Annotated in this window: 15 protein-coding genes; 14 read left to right on the plus strand and 1 reads right to left on the minus strand. The window is 65.3% G+C overall.

Translation table 11 applies throughout. The features are described 5' to 3' along the window. The first annotated feature begins 87 nt into the window (after positions 1–87). The 10 genes from OKW27_RS37295 to OKW27_RS37340 all read left to right on the plus strand — a co-directional run bounded on the left by OKW27_RS37295 (position 88) and on the right by OKW27_RS37340 (position 9,423). On the plus strand, positions 88–828 hold the full coding sequence (locus tag OKW27_RS37295) for a 3-ketoacyl-ACP reductase (RefSeq protein ID WP_090805746.1): 741 nt from the start codon (positions 88–90) through the stop codon (positions 826–828). Between the two features lie 137 nt (positions 829–965). After that, a complete protein-coding gene (gene phaR, locus OKW27_RS37300) occupies positions 966–1,592 on the plus strand; it encodes a polyhydroxyalkanoate synthesis repressor PhaR (protein WP_429336390.1) in 627 nt (208 codons plus the stop codon). Between the two features lie 273 nt (positions 1,593–1,865). Next, positions 1,866–2,909 (plus strand): tRNA dihydrouridine synthase, encoded by a 1,044-nt coding sequence (locus tag OKW27_RS37305; protein ID WP_090804657.1) that lies wholly within the window; start codon positions 1,866–1,868, stop codon positions 2,907–2,909. An 81-nt stretch (positions 2,910–2,990) separates the two neighbouring features. Continuing rightward, complete coding sequence (gene rimO / locus OKW27_RS37310) at positions 2,991–4,385, plus strand: 30S ribosomal protein S12 methylthiotransferase RimO (RefSeq protein ID WP_429336391.1); 1,395 nt, start codon at positions 2,991–2,993, stop codon at positions 4,383–4,385. Positions 4,386–4,388: 3 nt separating this feature from the next. After that, entirely contained in the window at positions 4,389–5,339 is a 951-nt protein-coding gene (locus OKW27_RS37315; protein ID WP_090804664.1) for a sugar kinase, read from the plus strand. An 87-nt stretch (positions 5,340–5,426) separates the two neighbouring features. After that, entirely contained in the window at positions 5,427–6,611 is a 1,185-nt protein-coding gene (gene bktB / locus OKW27_RS37320) for a beta-ketothiolase BktB (RefSeq protein ID WP_429336392.1), read from the plus strand. 63 nt (positions 6,612–6,674) lie between these two features. Then, positions 6,675–7,340, plus strand: coding sequence for a hypothetical protein (locus OKW27_RS37325; RefSeq protein WP_429336393.1), 666 nt, complete (start codon positions 6,675–6,677; stop codon positions 7,338–7,340). An 84-nt stretch (positions 7,341–7,424) separates the two neighbouring features. After that, positions 7,425–8,609, plus strand: coding sequence for a cystathionine beta-lyase (locus OKW27_RS37330; protein ID WP_429336394.1), 1,185 nt, complete (start codon positions 7,425–7,427; stop codon positions 8,607–8,609). A gap of 181 nt (positions 8,610–8,790) precedes the next feature. Continuing rightward, entirely contained in the window at positions 8,791–9,240 is a 450-nt protein-coding gene (locus tag OKW27_RS37335; protein ID WP_429336395.1) for a hypothetical protein, read from the plus strand. 51 nt (positions 9,241–9,291) lie between these two features. Continuing rightward, entirely contained in the window at positions 9,292–9,423 is a 132-nt protein-coding gene (locus tag OKW27_RS37340; RefSeq protein WP_260321381.1) for a hypothetical protein, read from the plus strand. Positions 9,424–9,501: 78 nt separating this feature from the next. Here OKW27_RS37340 and serB read toward each other — a convergent pair whose 3' ends face one another. Next, positions 9,502–10,341, minus strand: a complete 840-nt coding sequence (gene serB / locus OKW27_RS37345; RefSeq protein WP_429336396.1) for a phosphoserine phosphatase SerB — start codon at positions 10,339–10,341, stop codon at positions 9,502–9,504. Between the two features lie 216 nt (positions 10,342–10,557). On the opposite strand from serB, the gene OKW27_RS37350 reads away from it, so the two are divergent. From OKW27_RS37350 to OKW27_RS37365, 4 genes are all read left to right on the plus strand, one after another. Further along, entirely contained in the window at positions 10,558–11,793 is a 1,236-nt protein-coding gene (locus OKW27_RS37350) for a cytochrome P450 (protein ID WP_429336397.1), read from the plus strand. A 201-nt stretch (positions 11,794–11,994) separates the two neighbouring features. Further along, positions 11,995–13,032: a Ku protein gene (locus tag OKW27_RS37355; RefSeq protein WP_429336398.1), complete on the plus strand. Its 1,038-nt coding sequence runs from the start codon at positions 11,995–11,997 to the stop codon at positions 13,030–13,032. A 48-nt stretch (positions 13,033–13,080) separates the two neighbouring features. Further along, positions 13,081–15,897, plus strand: coding sequence for a DNA ligase D (gene ligD, locus OKW27_RS37360; protein WP_429336399.1), 2,817 nt, complete (start codon positions 13,081–13,083; stop codon positions 15,895–15,897). Positions 15,898–15,984: 87 nt separating this feature from the next. Further along, a complete protein-coding gene (locus OKW27_RS37365) occupies positions 15,985–16,287 on the plus strand; it encodes a hypothetical protein (RefSeq protein ID WP_187610136.1) in 303 nt (100 codons plus the stop codon). The last annotated feature ends 25 nt before the right edge of the window (positions 16,288–16,312 follow it).

The following is a 16,312-nucleotide window of genomic DNA, read 5'->3' on the forward strand; positions in this document are numbered from 1 at the left end:
CGGTCGCCCGGCGGCAACGCGAACCAGCATCAGGCGAGGCACGAGGCCGCCGGCAGGCGCCTCGACAACGATAACGGAGTGTGGTTTATGACACAGCGAATTGCGTACGTAACGGGCGGCATGGGCGGCATCGGCACCAGCATCTGCCAGCGTCTGCACAAGGAAGGCTTCAGGGTGATCGCCGGCTGCGGCCCGAATTCGCCGCGCCGTGCGAAGTGGCTCGACGAGCAGAAGGTACTCGGCTACGACTTCGTCGCCTCCGAGGGTAACGTCGGTGACTGGCAATCGACCAAGGACGCATTCGACAAGGTCAAGGCCGAAGTCGGCGAGATCGACGTGCTGGTCAACAATGCCGGCATCACGCGCGACGTCGTGTTCCGCAAGATGACGCACGAAGACTGGACGGCGGTGATCGACACCAATCTGACCAGCCTGTTCAACGTCACCAAGCAGGTGATCGACGGCATGGTCGAGCGTGGCTTTGGCCGGGTGATCAACATTTCGTCGGTGAACGGCCAGAAGGGCCAGTTCGGCCAGACCAATTATTCGACCGCGAAGGCCGGCATTCACGGCTTTACGATGTCGCTCGCGCAGGAAGTGGCGACCAAGGGCGTGACGGTCAACACCGTGTCGCCGGGCTACATCGGCACCGACATGGTCAAGGCGATCCGCCCGGACGTGCTGGAAAAAATCGTCGCGACGATTCCGGTGCGCCGCCTCGGTCAGCCGGACGAAATCGGCTCGATCGTCGCGTGGCTTGCGTCGGAAGAATCGGGCTTCGCCACGGGTGCCGATTTTTCGCTGAACGGCGGCTTGCATATGGGCTGAGCCATCGGCGCGCAGGACCGGAAGGCGGCGCGCTTCGGCTCGGATGGTTTCGCCGGCGTCCCGGCTGCGCAATGGATCCCGTTGCACAGCCCGGACGCCGTTTCCGCGTTTGCTTAACTCGAGCTTAAAGGCGTTACATGACTACTACTACAAAGAAAACGGCCGAACGACTGATCAAGAAATATCCGAATCGTCGGCTCTACGACACCGAGACGAGTACCTACATCACGCTGACTGATGTGAAGCAACTCGTGCTCGATCAGGAAGATTTCAAGGTGATCGATGCCAAAAGCAACGAGGACCTGACGCGCTCGATCCTGCTGCAGATCATTCTCGAAGAAGAGAGCGGCGGCCTGCCGATGTTCTCGTCGTCGATGCTGTCGCAGATCATCCGGTTCTACGGTCATGCGATGCAAGGCATGATGGGCACGTATCTGGAAAAGAACATCCAGGCCTTCATCGACATTCAGGCGAAGCTTGCCGACCAGTCGAAGAATCTCTATGAAGGCAAGGCGATGAACCCCGAAGTCTGGTCGCAGTTCATGAACATGCAGGCGCCGATGATGCAGGGCATGATGACCAGCTACATCGAGCAATCGAAGAACATGTTCGTGCAGATGCAGGAGCAGATGCAGAATCAGGCGAAGACCATGTTCGCCACGTTCCCGTTTACGCCGGGCGGCGCGGTCAATGCGAGCAATGCGAGCAATGCGAGCAATGCGCCGGCCACGCCGCAGGCCAATCCGGAGACGGAGAAGAAGTGAAGGAGTGAATGGCGGCGAGCTCGCGGGAGTGCAGCCGCCGACGCGCTACAATGGCGGCCCGCGCGGGGGGACGCTTTTCCGTCGGAACCGGATTCCGGCCGCGGCTCGATATCCGTTGCGTCCACTGCCGGCACACCGCTGCTTGCGCCGTTACCGTTTCTTCCGCTGGACCCGTCCTATGTTTCAGACCGTCTCCCTGATCGCGTCAGCGTCTTCCGTTGCGAAGGCCGCGCGGATCATTCTGCTCTGACCCGCCGTTCACCCACACCGCTCATGAGCCGGCTGTTTCTCGCCCCGATGGAAGGGCTCGCTGACTATGTGCTGCGCGACGTGCTGACGAGCGCGGGCGCTTTCGACGGCTGCGTATCCGAGTTCATCCGCATCACAGGCTCGCTGCTGCCAACCCGCGTCTACGAGCGCGAGGCGCCCGAAATCCTGCACGCGAGCGTGACCGCCAGCGGCACGCCGATGGTGATCCAGCTGCTCGGCAGCGATCCCGAGTGGATGGCACGCAATGCCGCGTACGCGGCCATGCTGTCGCCCTACGGTATCGACCTGAACTTCGGCTGTCCCGCCAAAGTCGTCAATCAGCACGGCGGCGGCGCGATGCTGCTCGCGAACCCGAAGTTGCTGAACCAGATCGTCTCGGCCGTGCGCGCCGCGGTGCCTGCCGATATCGCGGTGACGGCAAAAATGCGCCTCGGCGTGTCCGACACGTCGCAGGCGATCGAATGCGCGCAGGCGCTCGCGGACGGCGGCGCGGCCTCGCTCGTCGTGCATGCGCGCACGCGCGACGACCGCTATCGGCCGCCTGCGCACTGGGAGTGGATCGCGCGCATCGACGACGCCGTCGACGTGCCCGTCATCGCGAACGGCGAAGTCTGGACGGTGGCGGACTGGCAGCGTTGCCGCTCGGTCAGCGGCTGCGCGGACGTGATGATCGGGCGCGGCGCCGTGTCGGATCCGTTCCTCGCGCAGCGAATCCGCGGGCTCGTCGACCCGTGTCCATCTGCCGACGAATGGCAACAGGTGCTGGGTTCGATCGTCGGCTACATGAACAAGCTGCGGGCGCATGGCACGCTGACCCATGAGCACGGCCGCGTCAAGAAGTGGCTCAGCTACCTGCAGCGGACCTGGCCGCAAGCCGCCGAACTGCATGCGGCGATCCGGCGAGTGCAGGACTCTGACGAAATTCTTACGGTAATCGGCCAGGCGCTGGCGGCCGGAGACGCGTCGGCGCCCACGCGTCAGCACCTTTCCAGCGACGAAAATAGCGAGCTGAATCAACCCGGTCCTGCCGAACCCATCCCGGTTTGAAGACTAGAATTCAAAGACTTACGAGCGGTGGCGGTGGCGAACCGCTACAATTCAGGGTTTAACGTCTTCAAGCGGTTCCCCATGTCTTCCACCCCCTCGAACGCTCCGGCCGTGCCGGGCGCCACGCCGAAAGTCGGCTTCGTCTCTCTCGGCTGCCCCAAGGCCCTCGTCGATTCCGAGCAGATCATCACCCAGTTGCGCGCCGAAGGCTACGAAATCTCCGGCACCTATGACGGCGCGGACCTCGTGGTCGTCAACACCTGCGGCTTCATCGACGAAGCCGTGCAGGAAAGCCTCGACGCGATCGGCGAAGCGCTCAACGAAAACGGCAAGGTGATCGTCACCGGCTGCCTCGGCGCGAAGAAGAGCGCGAGCGGTTCAGGGCTGATCGAGGAAGTGCATCCGAAGGTACTCGCCGTAACCGGCCCACACGCGCTCGGCGAGGTGATGCAGGCGGTGCACAGCCATCTGCCGAAGCCGCACGATCCGTTCGTCGATCTGGTGCCCGCCGCGGGCGTCAAGCTCACGCCGCGCCACTACGCGTACCTGAAGATTTCCGAAGGCTGCAATCACCGCTGCACGTTCTGCATCATCCCGTCGATGCGCGGCGATCTGGTGTCGCGCCCGGTCGCGGAAGTGATGCTCGAAGCGGAGAACCTGTTCAAGTCCGGCGTGAAGGAACTGCTCGTGATCTCGCAGGACACGAGCGCATATGGCGTCGACGTCAAATACCGCACCGGTTTCTGGAACGGCAAGCCGATCAAGACGCGCATGACGGATCTGGTCGCCGCGCTCGGCGAACTCGCCGCGCAATATGGTGCGTGGGTGCGCCTGCATTACGTGTATCCGTATCCGAGCGTCGACGAAGTGATTCCGATGATGGCCGAGGGTCCGTACAAGGGCCACGTGCTGCCGTATCTCGACGTGCCGTTCCAGCACGCACATCCGGAAGTGCTGAAGCGCATGAAGCGCCCGGCCAACGCCGAGAAGGTGATGGAGCGCGTCAAGGCCTGGCGCGAGACCTGCCCCGATCTGACGATCCGCAGCACGTTCATCGCCGGCTTTCCGGGCGAGACCGAAGAGCAGTTCGAGACACTGCTCGATTTCATCCGCGAGGCGGAGCTCGATCGCGTCGGCTGTTTCGCGTATTCGCCGGTCGAAGGCGCGAGCGCGAATGAACTCGACGGCGCGCTGCCCGATGAAGTGCGTGAGGAACGTCGCGCGCACTTCATGGAAGTGGCCGAGCAGGTGTCGGCCAAGCGCATCGCGAGGAAGGTCGGCAAGACACTGAAGGTGCTCGTCGACGAAATCAACGCGGACGGCGGCATCGGCCGCACCGCGGCGGATGCGCCGGAGATCGACGGCGTCGTCTATATCGCGCCGTCCGCCAAGGCGTCGAAGCGCTACAAGGTCGGCGATTTCGTATCGGTGAAGATCACCGGCGCGGACGGCCACGATTTGTGGGGCGAGGTCTAAGCGATGACGCACAGCGCGGCCGCACAGCCTGAAGCTCACACACCGGACATCCTCGCGCTCGGCGAGGCGATGATCGAATTCAACCAGTCGGCGAAGGATCAACCGAACTACTTGCAAGGCTTCGGCGGCGACACGTCGAACTTCTGCATTGCGGCCGCGCGCCAGGGTGCGAGGACCGGTTTCGTGTCGGCGGTCGGCGCCGATCATTTCGGACGCCTGCTGGTCGATCTGTGGGAGCGCGAGCAGGTCGACACGTCGTTCGTGCGCATCGATGCGCAAGCGTCGACCGGCGTCTATTTCGTGTCTCACGGCCCCAACGGCCACGCGTTCGACTATCTGCGCGCGGGCTCGGCGGCGAGCCGCTATGCACCCGCCGATCTGCCGCGCGACGCGCTCGCGGCGGCGAAGGTCGTCCATCTGTCCGGCATCAGTCTCGCGATCAGCGTCAGCGCCTGCGACGCCGCGCTCGAAGCGATCGCGCATGCGCGCGCGAATGGCGCGCGCGTGAGCTTCGACACCAATCTGCGTCTTAAGTTGTGGCCGCTGGCGCGGGCGCGCGCGGTGATGCTCGAGGCGATCCGCCAGACTGACATCTGCCTGCCGAGCTGGGACGATGTGACCGAACTGACGGGGCTGACCGGCCGTGACGAGATCGTCGATTTTCTGCTGTCGCATGGTCCGGGCGTGGTCGCGCTGAAGCTCGGCAAGGACGGCTCGTATATCGCGACGCCGAACGAGCGGCGCGTCGTGCCGGGCCATGTCGTCGACGCGGTCGATGCGACCGGCGCCGGCGACTGCTTCGGCGGCGCCTTTATCGCGCGCATCGTCGCGGGCGACGATCCATTTGCCGCCGCGCGTTACGCGAACGTTGCCGCCGCGCTGTCCACGCAAGGTTATGGCGCGGTCGCGCCGATTCCGTCGCGCGAGACAGTCGAGCGGCGGCTGGCGAACTAGGTTTTACGTAAGCCGCGCGCGGCGCAGCATGGCCCGCGCTGGTGCAATCATCCAGGCAGACTGGAGAGACAACAGGAGGGACAAGCGATGCAACGGGACGTAGTGGTGGTAAGTGGTGTGCGCACGGCAATCGGCACGTTCGGCGGCAGCCTGAAGGATTTCGCGCCGACCGATCTCGGCGCGCGCGTGGTGCGCGAAGTGCTCGAGCGCGCGAGCGTGTCGGGCGACGAAGTCGAACACGTCGTGTTCGGCAACGTCGTGCACACCGAGCCGAAAGACATGTATCTCGCGCGCGTCGCGGCAATCAACGGCGGGGTCGCGCAGCATACGCCCGCGCTGACCGTGAACCGGCTGTGCGGCTCGGGCTTGCAGGCCATCGTGTCGGCCGCGCAAAGCGTGCTGCTCGGCGATGCCGATATCGCGATCGGCGGCGGCGCTGAAAACATGAGCCGCGCGCCTTACTCGATGCCGGCCGCGCGCTTCGGACAGCGCATGGGCGACGCGCGTCTCGTCGACATGATGGTCGGCGCGCTCAACGATCCTTTCCAGTCGATCCACATGGGCGTGACCGCCGAGAACGTCGCGCGCAAGTACGAGATCTCGCGCGACGCGCAGGACGCGCTCGCGCTCGAGTCGCATCGTCGCGCGGCCCACGCGATCACGAGCGGCTACTTCAAGGAACAGATTCTGCCGATCACGATTGCGTCGAAGAAGGGCGACGTCGTGTTCGACACCGACGAGCACGTGCGGCTGAACGCAACCGCGGAAGACTTCTCGAAGCTGAAGCCGGTGTTCGTGAAGGACAACGGCACGGTGACGGCGGGCAACGCGTCGGGCATCAACGACGCGGCCGCGGCCGTCGTGCTGATGGAGCGTAGCGTCGCCGAGCGGCGCGGCGTGAAGCCGTTGGCGCGACTCGTGTCGTACGCGCATGCGGGCGTCGATCCCGCGTACATGGGCATCGGCCCGGTGCCGGCGAGTCGCAAGGCGCTCGAGCGGGCGGGTCTCACGGTCGCCGATCTCGACGTGATCGAGGCCAACGAGGCCTTCGCCGCGCAGGCCTGCGCGGTCAGCAAGGAGCTCGGCTTCGATCCGGCCAAGGTCAATCCGAACGGATCGGGCATTTCGCTCGGCCATCCGATCGGCGCGACCGGCGCGCTGATCACCGTGAAGGCGCTGTACGAGCTGCAGCGCATCGGCGGGCGCTATGCACTCGTCACGATGTGCATCGGCGGCGGGCAGGGGATCGCGGCGGTTTTCGAGCGTCTGTGACCGCGCACGGCAGGCCGGCGCGATATAGGTGGCAAGCAGGAACCAGCAACAAGGATCGACGGGATGCAGGAAGCGAAAGTGACGAAGGGTTCGGCAGCGCACGCCTTGCGCCGGCGCGCCGGCGTGGTGGTGAGCGCCGCCGCGCTGTTGTGTACGGGCACGGTGCTGTGGATGCCGTCGCAGGCGTGGGCGGAAAGCGATGCGGTCAAGGCACTGGCCGCGCCGCCGCCGATCCAGTTGCCGCTGAAACCGAGCCCCGAGTTCGCGAAGTTTGCGCGCTACGTGGGCACGCTCGGCGCGCGGCCGATCGTGCTGCGGCTCGGGCCCAAGACCGACGATCCATCTGGCGTGCACGGCGAGTATCAGTACACCGATAGCGGCGAGGTGATTCTGATCGCCGGCGATCGCGACGGCGATACGCTCGAAGTCGAGGAATCGAACGACGGCACGCATATCACCGGCAACTGGGTCGGCAAGTTCGCGGCGGACGGCTCGCTCGAAGGCGACCGCATGAACGTCGACGATTCGAACCCTCAGGAATTCAACCTGAAGCCGCTGGCGGCAGGGCAGGCGGTGCCGTTGGCCGGTTCGGCCGGCGGTGCGGCGACGAGGCCTGCAGCCCCCTCACCGCAACCGGCCGGGGCCAACGGCGCGGCGGCTCCCGCGCCGGCACCCGCTGCCGGCGGGCACCCAGTGGGCGGCGTCAGCAACCTGCAAACGGGCTACTGATGCGCACGCGCGCCGGGCATCCGGAATCGCGCAGCGCGGCCGTTGCTTCAGGCTCGCTTGACTATGTTTTTCACCGAGCTTCACATGACTGAATCCACATTCAAACATGGCCTGCAGACCCGCATCGTGCGTGCCGAGGACCAGATCACGCCGGGCTTCGAATCGTTCTCGACGCCCGTCACGCGCGCGTCGACGGTGGTGTTTCCCGACCTCGCCGCGATGCGCGCGCTCGACTGGAAAAACGACGCGCAATGGCGCTACGGCCTGCATGCGACGCCGACGCAGATCGCGCTCGCTCAGCGCCTCGCCGCGATCGAGGGCGGCAATCATGCGCTGCTGCAGCCGTCGGGGCTGTCGTCGATCTCGAACGTCTACTTCGGCCTCGTGAAGGCCGGCGACGACGTGCTGATTCCCGATAACGTGTACTCGCCGAACCGCGACCACGGCGACTGGCTCGCGCGCGATTTCGGTATCACGGCGCGCTACTACGATCCGCTGATCGGCGCGGGCATCGCCAGTCTGATCCAGCCGAACACGCGCCTGATCTGGATCGAGGCGCCCGGCTCGGTGACGATGGAAGTGCCCGACGTACCGGCCATCACGGCGGCGGCGCGCGCGCGCAAGGTCGTCACCGCGATCGACAACACGTGGTCCGCGGGCCTCGCGTTCCGGCCGTTCGACCACGGCGTCGACATCTCGGTGCAGGCGCTGACCAAATACCAGTCGGGCGGAGGCGACGTGCTGATGGGCGCGACGATCACGGTCGACCACGACGTGCATGTGAAGCTGAAGGCGGCGCGCATGCGCATGGGCATCGGCGTGTCCTCGGACGACTGCTCGCTGATCCTGCGCAGCCTGCCGAGTATGCAGTTGCGTTTCGCGCAGCACGATCGCGTGGCGCTGTCGCTCGCGACGTGGTTGAAGAGCCGGCCGGAAGTCGTCGCGGTGTTGCATCCGGCGCTCGGTGACTGTCCGGGGCACGAAGTGTACAAGCGCGATTTCAGCGGCGCGGGCGGACTGTTCTCGGTGGTGTTCGACGAACGGTACAGCGCGGCGCGGATCGACACGTTTTGCGAGTCGCTCGAACTGTTTTCGCTCGGCTGGAGCTGGGGCGGCGCGCATAGCCTCGCGATGCCGTACGACATCGCGTCGATGCGCACTGCGGCGCAGTGGCCGCGTCGCGGCACGCTGGTGCGCTTCTATATCGGTCTGGAAGACGAGGCGGACCTGCGTGCGGATATCGAGCAGAGCCTGGCCAAGCTGGCTTAACACGCGTTAGCCCTGTTCGACACGTTGTTCGAGAAGCCCGCCGGGATGTGTTCCCGGCGGGCTTTTTTGTTGCCCTGAGTATCAGGCAGACCCGACCGTTCGGCCGAATGTTCGATGCCGCGGCGCGACGCTACGATCGTGTGCTTGACGGAACGTTGCGGCGCTCGGGGGAGGGGCTTGGATGAATCTTTTCTTCTGGCTGTTGCTGAACCTTGCGGTGCTGATTGCCGGGCCGATCTTTACGCTCGCGCTCGTCGCGCCCGCGTATGGCTGGCGCGTTGCCAGGACGATGATTGCGGCGTCGGTCAAGGACGGGCAACTGTTCTGGTGTGCGATCGGACTTTGCGCCGCCGCGATTTATGAGGCGGTGATGGCCTTGGAGCAGGGCAGCGTGGAGACGTCGATGCTTGCGTTGGGGATCGTTGGGTTCTGCGGGTTGGCGTTCGCCTGTTCCATAGCCGTGATGGCGTGCTTACTCAAGGTGCGGCGGGACGGCTTCGCCATCGTTATCGATCACCGGCAGACCGAGTCCGTGGTTGGCGCGCTATCACGTGGGGCGATAGGCACGTCAATTTTCATGACCTGCCTGGCGGCGCTTCTATCCGCGGCCCTGCACATTTACCTCAATTAGTTTTATTGGATAGTGCAGCTCTTATACTTGTTCTGTCTTGTGGAGGAGCTTATGAAACAATTTATCCTGTCATTGGAAATAGGCAAAAATCACGATCGCATCATGAAGGGCGTATTGATCTTCAGCATCCTGATTTCCATCGGCATGTTCGCGCTGTTCTTGCCGGCCATTTTCAACAGGTAACGCAACGGTTCGCGCGGCTCGCTAGCGCGTCGGTCGTTGTGCCGACGCGAGCGATAACGGATCCCTCGAGCGCCAGCCTCAAACCAACCGCAACAAACCGTCCAGTCCAACGAAATTGAACGACACGCTGGCTGCTTCCCGCACCACCGGCTTCGCCCGGAATGCAACGGAGAGTCCCGCTTCGGCCATCATTTTCAGGTCGTTCGAGCCGTCGCCCATCGCAATTGCGCGCGACGGTTCGATGCCGAGCGTCGCGCAGGTTTCGCGCAGCGTGCGCGCTTTCACCTCGGCATTGACGATTTCGCCCATCACATTGCCGGTCAGCTTGCCGTCGATGATTTCAAGCGTGTTCGCGCGCGTGAAATCGAGCCCAAGGCGCGTCTTCAGCTTCGCGGTGAAGAACGTGAAGCCGCCCGACACGAGCAGCGTTTTCAGGCCCGCCTGTTTCGCGCCGGCCAGCATGCGTTCGGCGCCCGGCGACAACCGCAGCCGCTCCTCGTACACGCGCTCGAGCGCGCTGGCGTCGAGCCCTTTCAGCAGCGCGACCCGACGAATCAGGCTCTCGTTGAAGTCCTTGATCTCGCCGCGCATCGCAGCCTCGGTGATTGCCGCGACTTCGGCTTTGATCCCGCAGAAATCGGCGATTTCGTCGATGCACTCGATCGTGATCAGCGTCGAATCCATGTCCATCGCGACGAGGCCGAAGTCGCTCAACTGGCGGCCGGTTTCGACAAACGCGTAGTCGAGTCGATGCGCATAGCAATACGCTTCGACGTCGGCGCGTTGCGCGCGGTTCGCGTCGGCGATGCGAATCGCGTGCTCGTCGATGACGGCGGCGTGCGAGCCGCGTGCGAGCGCGACGAGCGTTTTGTGGTGGTCGGCGCAAAGGGGGGCGACGCTTTGAATGACGAGGTTCATGGACGACCGGTGACGCGGGAAGAAAGAGGCGCGTGGCGCGCGGAAAATCCCGCTATTGTATCGGTTCTGTGCGTTGGCCCGTCGCCGGCGGCTGGTCGTCGCGTTGGCTGAACCCGGCGTCCGGCGCATCGCCGTAACGCAGCAGGCCGAACGAATAGGGTCACAGGAACCCACCAACCCACACTGGCGCAACAAGACGCCCCAAGGAGACAACGCATGACCCCGGCAACCGCCAGCGAGGCATCCTCCCTTGCCCGCGACTTCGATCTGCGTCATCTGAGCCCGGCGTTCTACGCCGACCCCTATCCGGTCTATCACGCACTGCGCAGCTATGAGCCAATCCGGCGCATGCCCGACGGCTCGCTGTTCCTGACGCGCTTTCGCGACGTGCAGGCGGTCTACCGCGACCCCAAGACCTTCAGCTCCGACAAGACCGTCGAGTTCCGCCCGAAATACGGCGACTCTCTGCTCTACGCGCATCACACCACGAGTCTCGTGTTCAACGATCCACCGCGCCATACGCGGGTGCGCAAGCTGATCGCCGGCGCGCTGACCGCGCGCGCGATCGCGGCGATGGAGCCCGCCCTGATCCGGCTCGTCGACGGCCTGCTCGATGCGGCCGCGCAGCGCGGGCGTATCGATCTGATCGGCGAATTCGCGTCGGCGATTCCGGTCGAGGTCATCGGCAATCTGCTCGAGGTGCCGCACGATGAACGCGCGCCGTTGCGCGACTGGTCGCTCGCGATACTGGGCGCGCTCGAGCCGTCGCTGACCGACGCGCAGTTCGAGCGCGGCAATCGCGCGGTCAGCGAATTCGTCGACTATCTGCGCGGCCTCGTCGCACGACGCCGCCGCGAGCCGGGCGATCCGCAGCACGACGTGCTGACGCGGCTGATCCAGGGGGAGGGGCCGCACGAGCAGCTATCTGAAGCCGAACTGCTGCAGAACTGCATTTTCATCCTGAACGCCGGGCACGAAACGACCACCAACCTGATCGGCAACGGGCTCGTCACGCTGAGCGGGTGGCCTGACGAGCGTGCCGCGCTGCTGCGCGAGCCGGAGTTGATCGGCACCGCGGTCGAGGAGTGCCTGCGCTTCGAGAGTTCGAACCAGCTCGGCAATCGCATGGCCACCGTCGATACCGAGATCGGCGGCGTCGCGCTCGCGCGCGGCACGCCGGTCACGCTGTGCATCGGCGCGGCCAATCGCGATCCCGAGCAGTTTGCCGAGCCGGACCGCTTCGATATCCGCCGCGACCCGAACCGGCATCTCGCGTTCGGGTTCGGGATTCATCAGTGCGCGGGTCTGTCGCTGGCGCGGCTGGAGGCGCGGATTGCGATCGGGCGCTTCGTGCAGCGCTTCCCGGCGTATCGCGTCGATGGTGAGCCGACGCGGGGCGCTCGCGTGCGGTTTCGCGGGTTTGCGTCGGTACCGGTCCTGCTCGAGCCTTGATGCGGGCGCCGCATAGACCGCGCGCACCAGGAAAACCGTAGGTTTTGCCGCCTCGTCGCAAGACTTACAACCCCATGACGGCACACCGCCGAGCCGACCCGCTCCTGCTTTACGCGTGGCGGCAGTGTCGAGCGCGCCGAAACGCGGGCACGCTTGCTGCTTCGCCTGATATCTCAGGGCCATGGGACAGGGGAGCGCGCGATGGCACACATGATCTGGAAGGGCGCAATCAGTTTCGGGCTCGTCCACGTACCGGTGCAGCTTTATCCGGCGACGCAGTCGGAGAAGGTCGGCTTCAATCTGCTCGACAAGCGCACGATCGATCCGATCGGCTACAAGCAGTTCAACAAGCGGACCGGCAAGGACGTGACCCGCGACAACATCGTGCGCGGCTTCGAGTACGAGAAGGATCACTACGTCGTGCTGTCGGACGACGAAATCCGCTCGGCGAACCCCGAGTCGACGCAGACGGTCGACATCCTCGCGTTCGTCGACACCCCCGACATCTCGTTTCTCTATCTCGATACGCCGTATTTCCTGACGCCCGACCGCAAGGGTGAAAAAGTCTATGCGCTATTGCGCGAGGCGATGACGGCGTCGGGCAAGATCGGCGTCGCCAGTGTCGTGCTGCACAACAAGCAGCATCTGGCGGCGCTGATTCCGCTCGGTCCGATGCTCGCGCTGAACACGCTGCGCTGGGCCGACGAGGTGCGCAATTTCGACGAATTCAACGTGCCGCCCGAAGGCATGAAGGCCGCCGGCGTGACGGCGAAAGAACTCGACATGGCGAAAAAGCTGATCGACGACATGAGCGAGACGTGGGACCCGATGCAGTATCACGATACGTTTCGCGACGACATCATGGCGCTCGTCGAGCGCAAGATCCAGGCGGGCAAGACCGAGGAGGTCGTCGAGGTCGAAACGCCGCACGAGTCGCGCAAGTCCGCCGACATTCTCGACCTGTCCGATCTGCTGCGCCGCAGTCTTGGCCGCGGCAAGGGCAAGCAGGCCGCCACGGGCCGCAAGCGCGCCGCCGACGAGGACGAGGATCAGAGCGATAGCGAGGCCGAGTCCGATGAAGAGGCGGCCGCGCCCGCGCGCAAAAAGCCGCGCGCGGCAAGCACGGCGCGCAGTCGCAGCGGTAGCAGCGGTAGCGGCGGCAGCGGCGGCAGCGGCGGCAGCGGGCGCGCGACGTCGAAAACCACCGCAACGTCCCGCAAACGGCGCGCGGCGGCCTGAGCGCGCGGCCGAGCCGTCTATGGCACCAAACGCACCGGAGTCATCGCCATGAACGACCGGCTCGAGCACTATCATCGCAAGCGCCGCTTCGAGGACACGCCGGAGCCGGCCGGCGCGACGACCCGCGAGCGCGCCGCGAGCAAGACCGGCAAGCGCGCGACGCGTGCCGCGCCCGATATGCTCTCCTACGTGATCCAGGAGCACGACGCGCGGCGTCTGCACTACGACTTCCGGCTCGAACTGAACGGCGCGCTGCTGTCGTGGGCGGTTCCGAAGGGGCCGAGCCTCGACCCGTCGGTCAAGCGGCTCGCGGTGCACGTCGAGGACCATCCGGTCGAATACGGTACCTTCGAGGGCGAGATTCCGCCCGGCAACTATGGCGCGGGAACCGTGATCGTGTGGGATCGCGGCACATGGGAGCCGGCGGGCGGCGCGGCCGAAGCCGCGCGGTCGTACGCGGCCGGCAAGCTCAAGTTTCATTTGCACGGCGAGAAGCTGCATGGCGGCTGGACGCTCGTACGGAGCCACATGCGCGGCAGCGGCGACAAGGAGCAATGGCTGCTGATCAAGGAGCGCGACGAGGAAGCGCGCGACGAAAGCGACTACGACGTGCTGAAGAAGCTGCCGGGCAGCGTGCTGGCCGACGGGGCTTCGAAAGGCAGGAAAACGAAGCTATCGAAAGCGCAGACGAAAACCTCGCGCGACGGCAAGGCCACGAGCGCGGGCAAGCCGGCGAAATCCGCATCCGCGCGCCGCGCAGCCGATCCCAAACGCCCCGACATCGTCGCGACGCGCAGCGCGCAGTCGCTACGCGAACTCGCCGCATCGCCATCGATCGAAGGCGCGGTCGCAGCGGCCTTGCCCGCGAGCCTGAAGCCGGAGCTGGCGACGCTCGTCGACAGCGCGCCGCCAGGCGATGACTGGCTCTACGAAATCAAGTTCGACGGCTACCGCGTGCTCGCGCGCATCGACCACGCGTCGAAAGTGAAGGGCGGTGCCGTCAGCGTTTTCACGCGCAACGGCAACGATTGGACCGCAAAGTTCAGCAAGCAGATCGAGGCTTTCGCGGCACTCGATGTGCAAAGCGCGTGGCTCGACGGCGAAGCGGTCGTGCTCGATGAACGCGACGTGCCCAACTTCCAGTTGCTGCAAAACGCGTTCGATGCGCATCGCCCGCAGGACATCGTGATCTATCTGTTCGATCTGCCGTTTCTGAACGGCTACGACCTGCGCGACGTGCCGCTCGAACAGCGCCGCGCGATTTTGCGGGCGCTGCTCGAGGGCGTCGACGATCGCGTGCTGCGCTTTTCGAACGACTTCGCGTTCAGCGCCGACGAGTTGCTCAGGAGCGCGTGCGATATGGCGCTCGAAGGCATCATCGGCAAGCGGCGTGACAGCAGCTATGTGTCGGGCCGCTCGCCGTCGTGGATCAAGCTGAAGTGCCGGCGCCGCCAGGAGTTCGTGATCGGCGGCTATTCGGAGCCGGGCGGCAGCCGCTCGGCGTTCGGCGCGCTGCTGCTCGGCGTCTACGACGCCGATGGCCGGCTGCAGTACGCAGGCCGCGTCGGCACCGGCTTCGACGCCGCGCTGCTGCGCTCGGTCAAACAGGCGCTCGACGCGCACGCGAGCAAGCGCATGCCGTTCGCGAGCACGCCGCGCGAGCGCAGCCGCACGCCCGTGCATTGGGTCGAGCCGGTGCTCGTTGCCGAATGCAACTTCGCCGAATGGACGGGCGACGGCATCGTGCGCCAGGCGTCGTTCGTCAGCCTGCGCGACGACAAGCCGGCTCGCCAGATCGTCAGGGAAACCGCCCGACAAGGAGTCGACGTGCAACAGCAAACCGAAACCGCCACCGCCGATACGCCGCAAACAGGCGCGCCGAAAAAACGCGCAACCAGCAAGACCGCCAGTGCCGCCAGACCCGCCGCCAAGGAAAGCGCACCCGCCCGAACCACGGCAACGCGCTCGCGTGCACAGAGCGAAATCGCCGGCGTGCGCATCTCGCATCCCGATCGCGTGATCGACAAAGAGAGCGGCGCAAGCAAACTCGAACTGGTGCAGTACTACGAATCAATCGCCGAATGGATGCTGCCGTATCTGCGCGAGCGGCCCGTCGCGCTGGTGCGCGCGCCCGAGGATATCGGCGGTGAGCTGTTCTTCCAGAAGCACAGCCAGAAGCTGTCGATTCCGCACGTCACGCAGCACGAGGGACTCGATCCGGGCCATCCTCCGCTGATCACGATCGACACGCTCGCCGCGCTGGTCGGCGCCGCGCAGATGGGCACCGTCGAGTTTCATACGTGGAATGCGGTCGCGTCGAATATCGAAAAGCCCGATCGCATGGTGTTCGATCTCGACCCGGACCCGTCGCTCGGCTGGGAACGCATGGTCGAGGCCGCGCAACTGACCCGCTCGCTGCTCGGCGAACTGGGCCTGAAGTCGTTCTGCAAGACGAGCGGCGGCAAGGGCTTGCATGTGGTCGTGCCGCTCGCAAAGCAGGCCGGCTGGGACGAAGTGAAGGATTTCTCGCAGGCGGTCGCGCAGCACATGGCGACGACGCTGCCGCAGTACTTCAGCGCCAAGATGGGCGCGCAGAATCGCAAGAAAAAGATTTTCATCGACTATCTGCGCAACAACCGTGGCTCGAGCACGGTGGCCGCATTCTCGGCGCGCGCGCGGCCGGGGCTCGGGGTGTCGGTGCCGCTCGCGTGGGACGAACTGGAGAGCACGACGAGCGGCGATCAATGGGGCATCCGCAACGTCCACGAGCGCGTGGACGGCCTCGGAAACGACCCGTGGGCCGGCTACGCAAAGACGCGTCAGCGCATCACCGCGGCGATGAAAAAACGTCTGGGCGTCGCGTGATGAGCGCGCGTCCGGGTGGCTGAATCCAACCCGCGAATGCGCCGTGCGTACTTGGCGCGCGAACGCGCTTCGCGAAGGAGCAATGCAATGAAGACCCTGCCGCAATCGACCGATGGCGACGCGCAAGCCGACCCGCACGCGAACAAGGATCCGAAGTCGTTGCAGGAAGCCGCGGCGCCGCTGCCGCATGAAGCCGACCAGCATCCCGAGTCGCAGCACGAGGACGAGCCGCGCCATGTCGGCAAGCAGGCGCATGACGACATCGAGCATGGGCAGCAGGATACCGACCGCCGCGGCGGCGGCGAGTATCAGCAACGCACGCAGAACGACGCGCATGCCGATGTGAACTCGGATCGCAAGCAGGGCGGCGCAAAGGTCGGCAAGCGCTGACGCGGCGTAGCGGGCATCGCGCCGC

The organism is Paraburkholderia sp. 35.1, from assembly GCF_050436525.1.
Classification (GTDB): domain Bacteria; phylum Pseudomonadota; class Gammaproteobacteria; order Burkholderiales; family Burkholderiaceae; genus Paraburkholderia; species Paraburkholderia tuberum.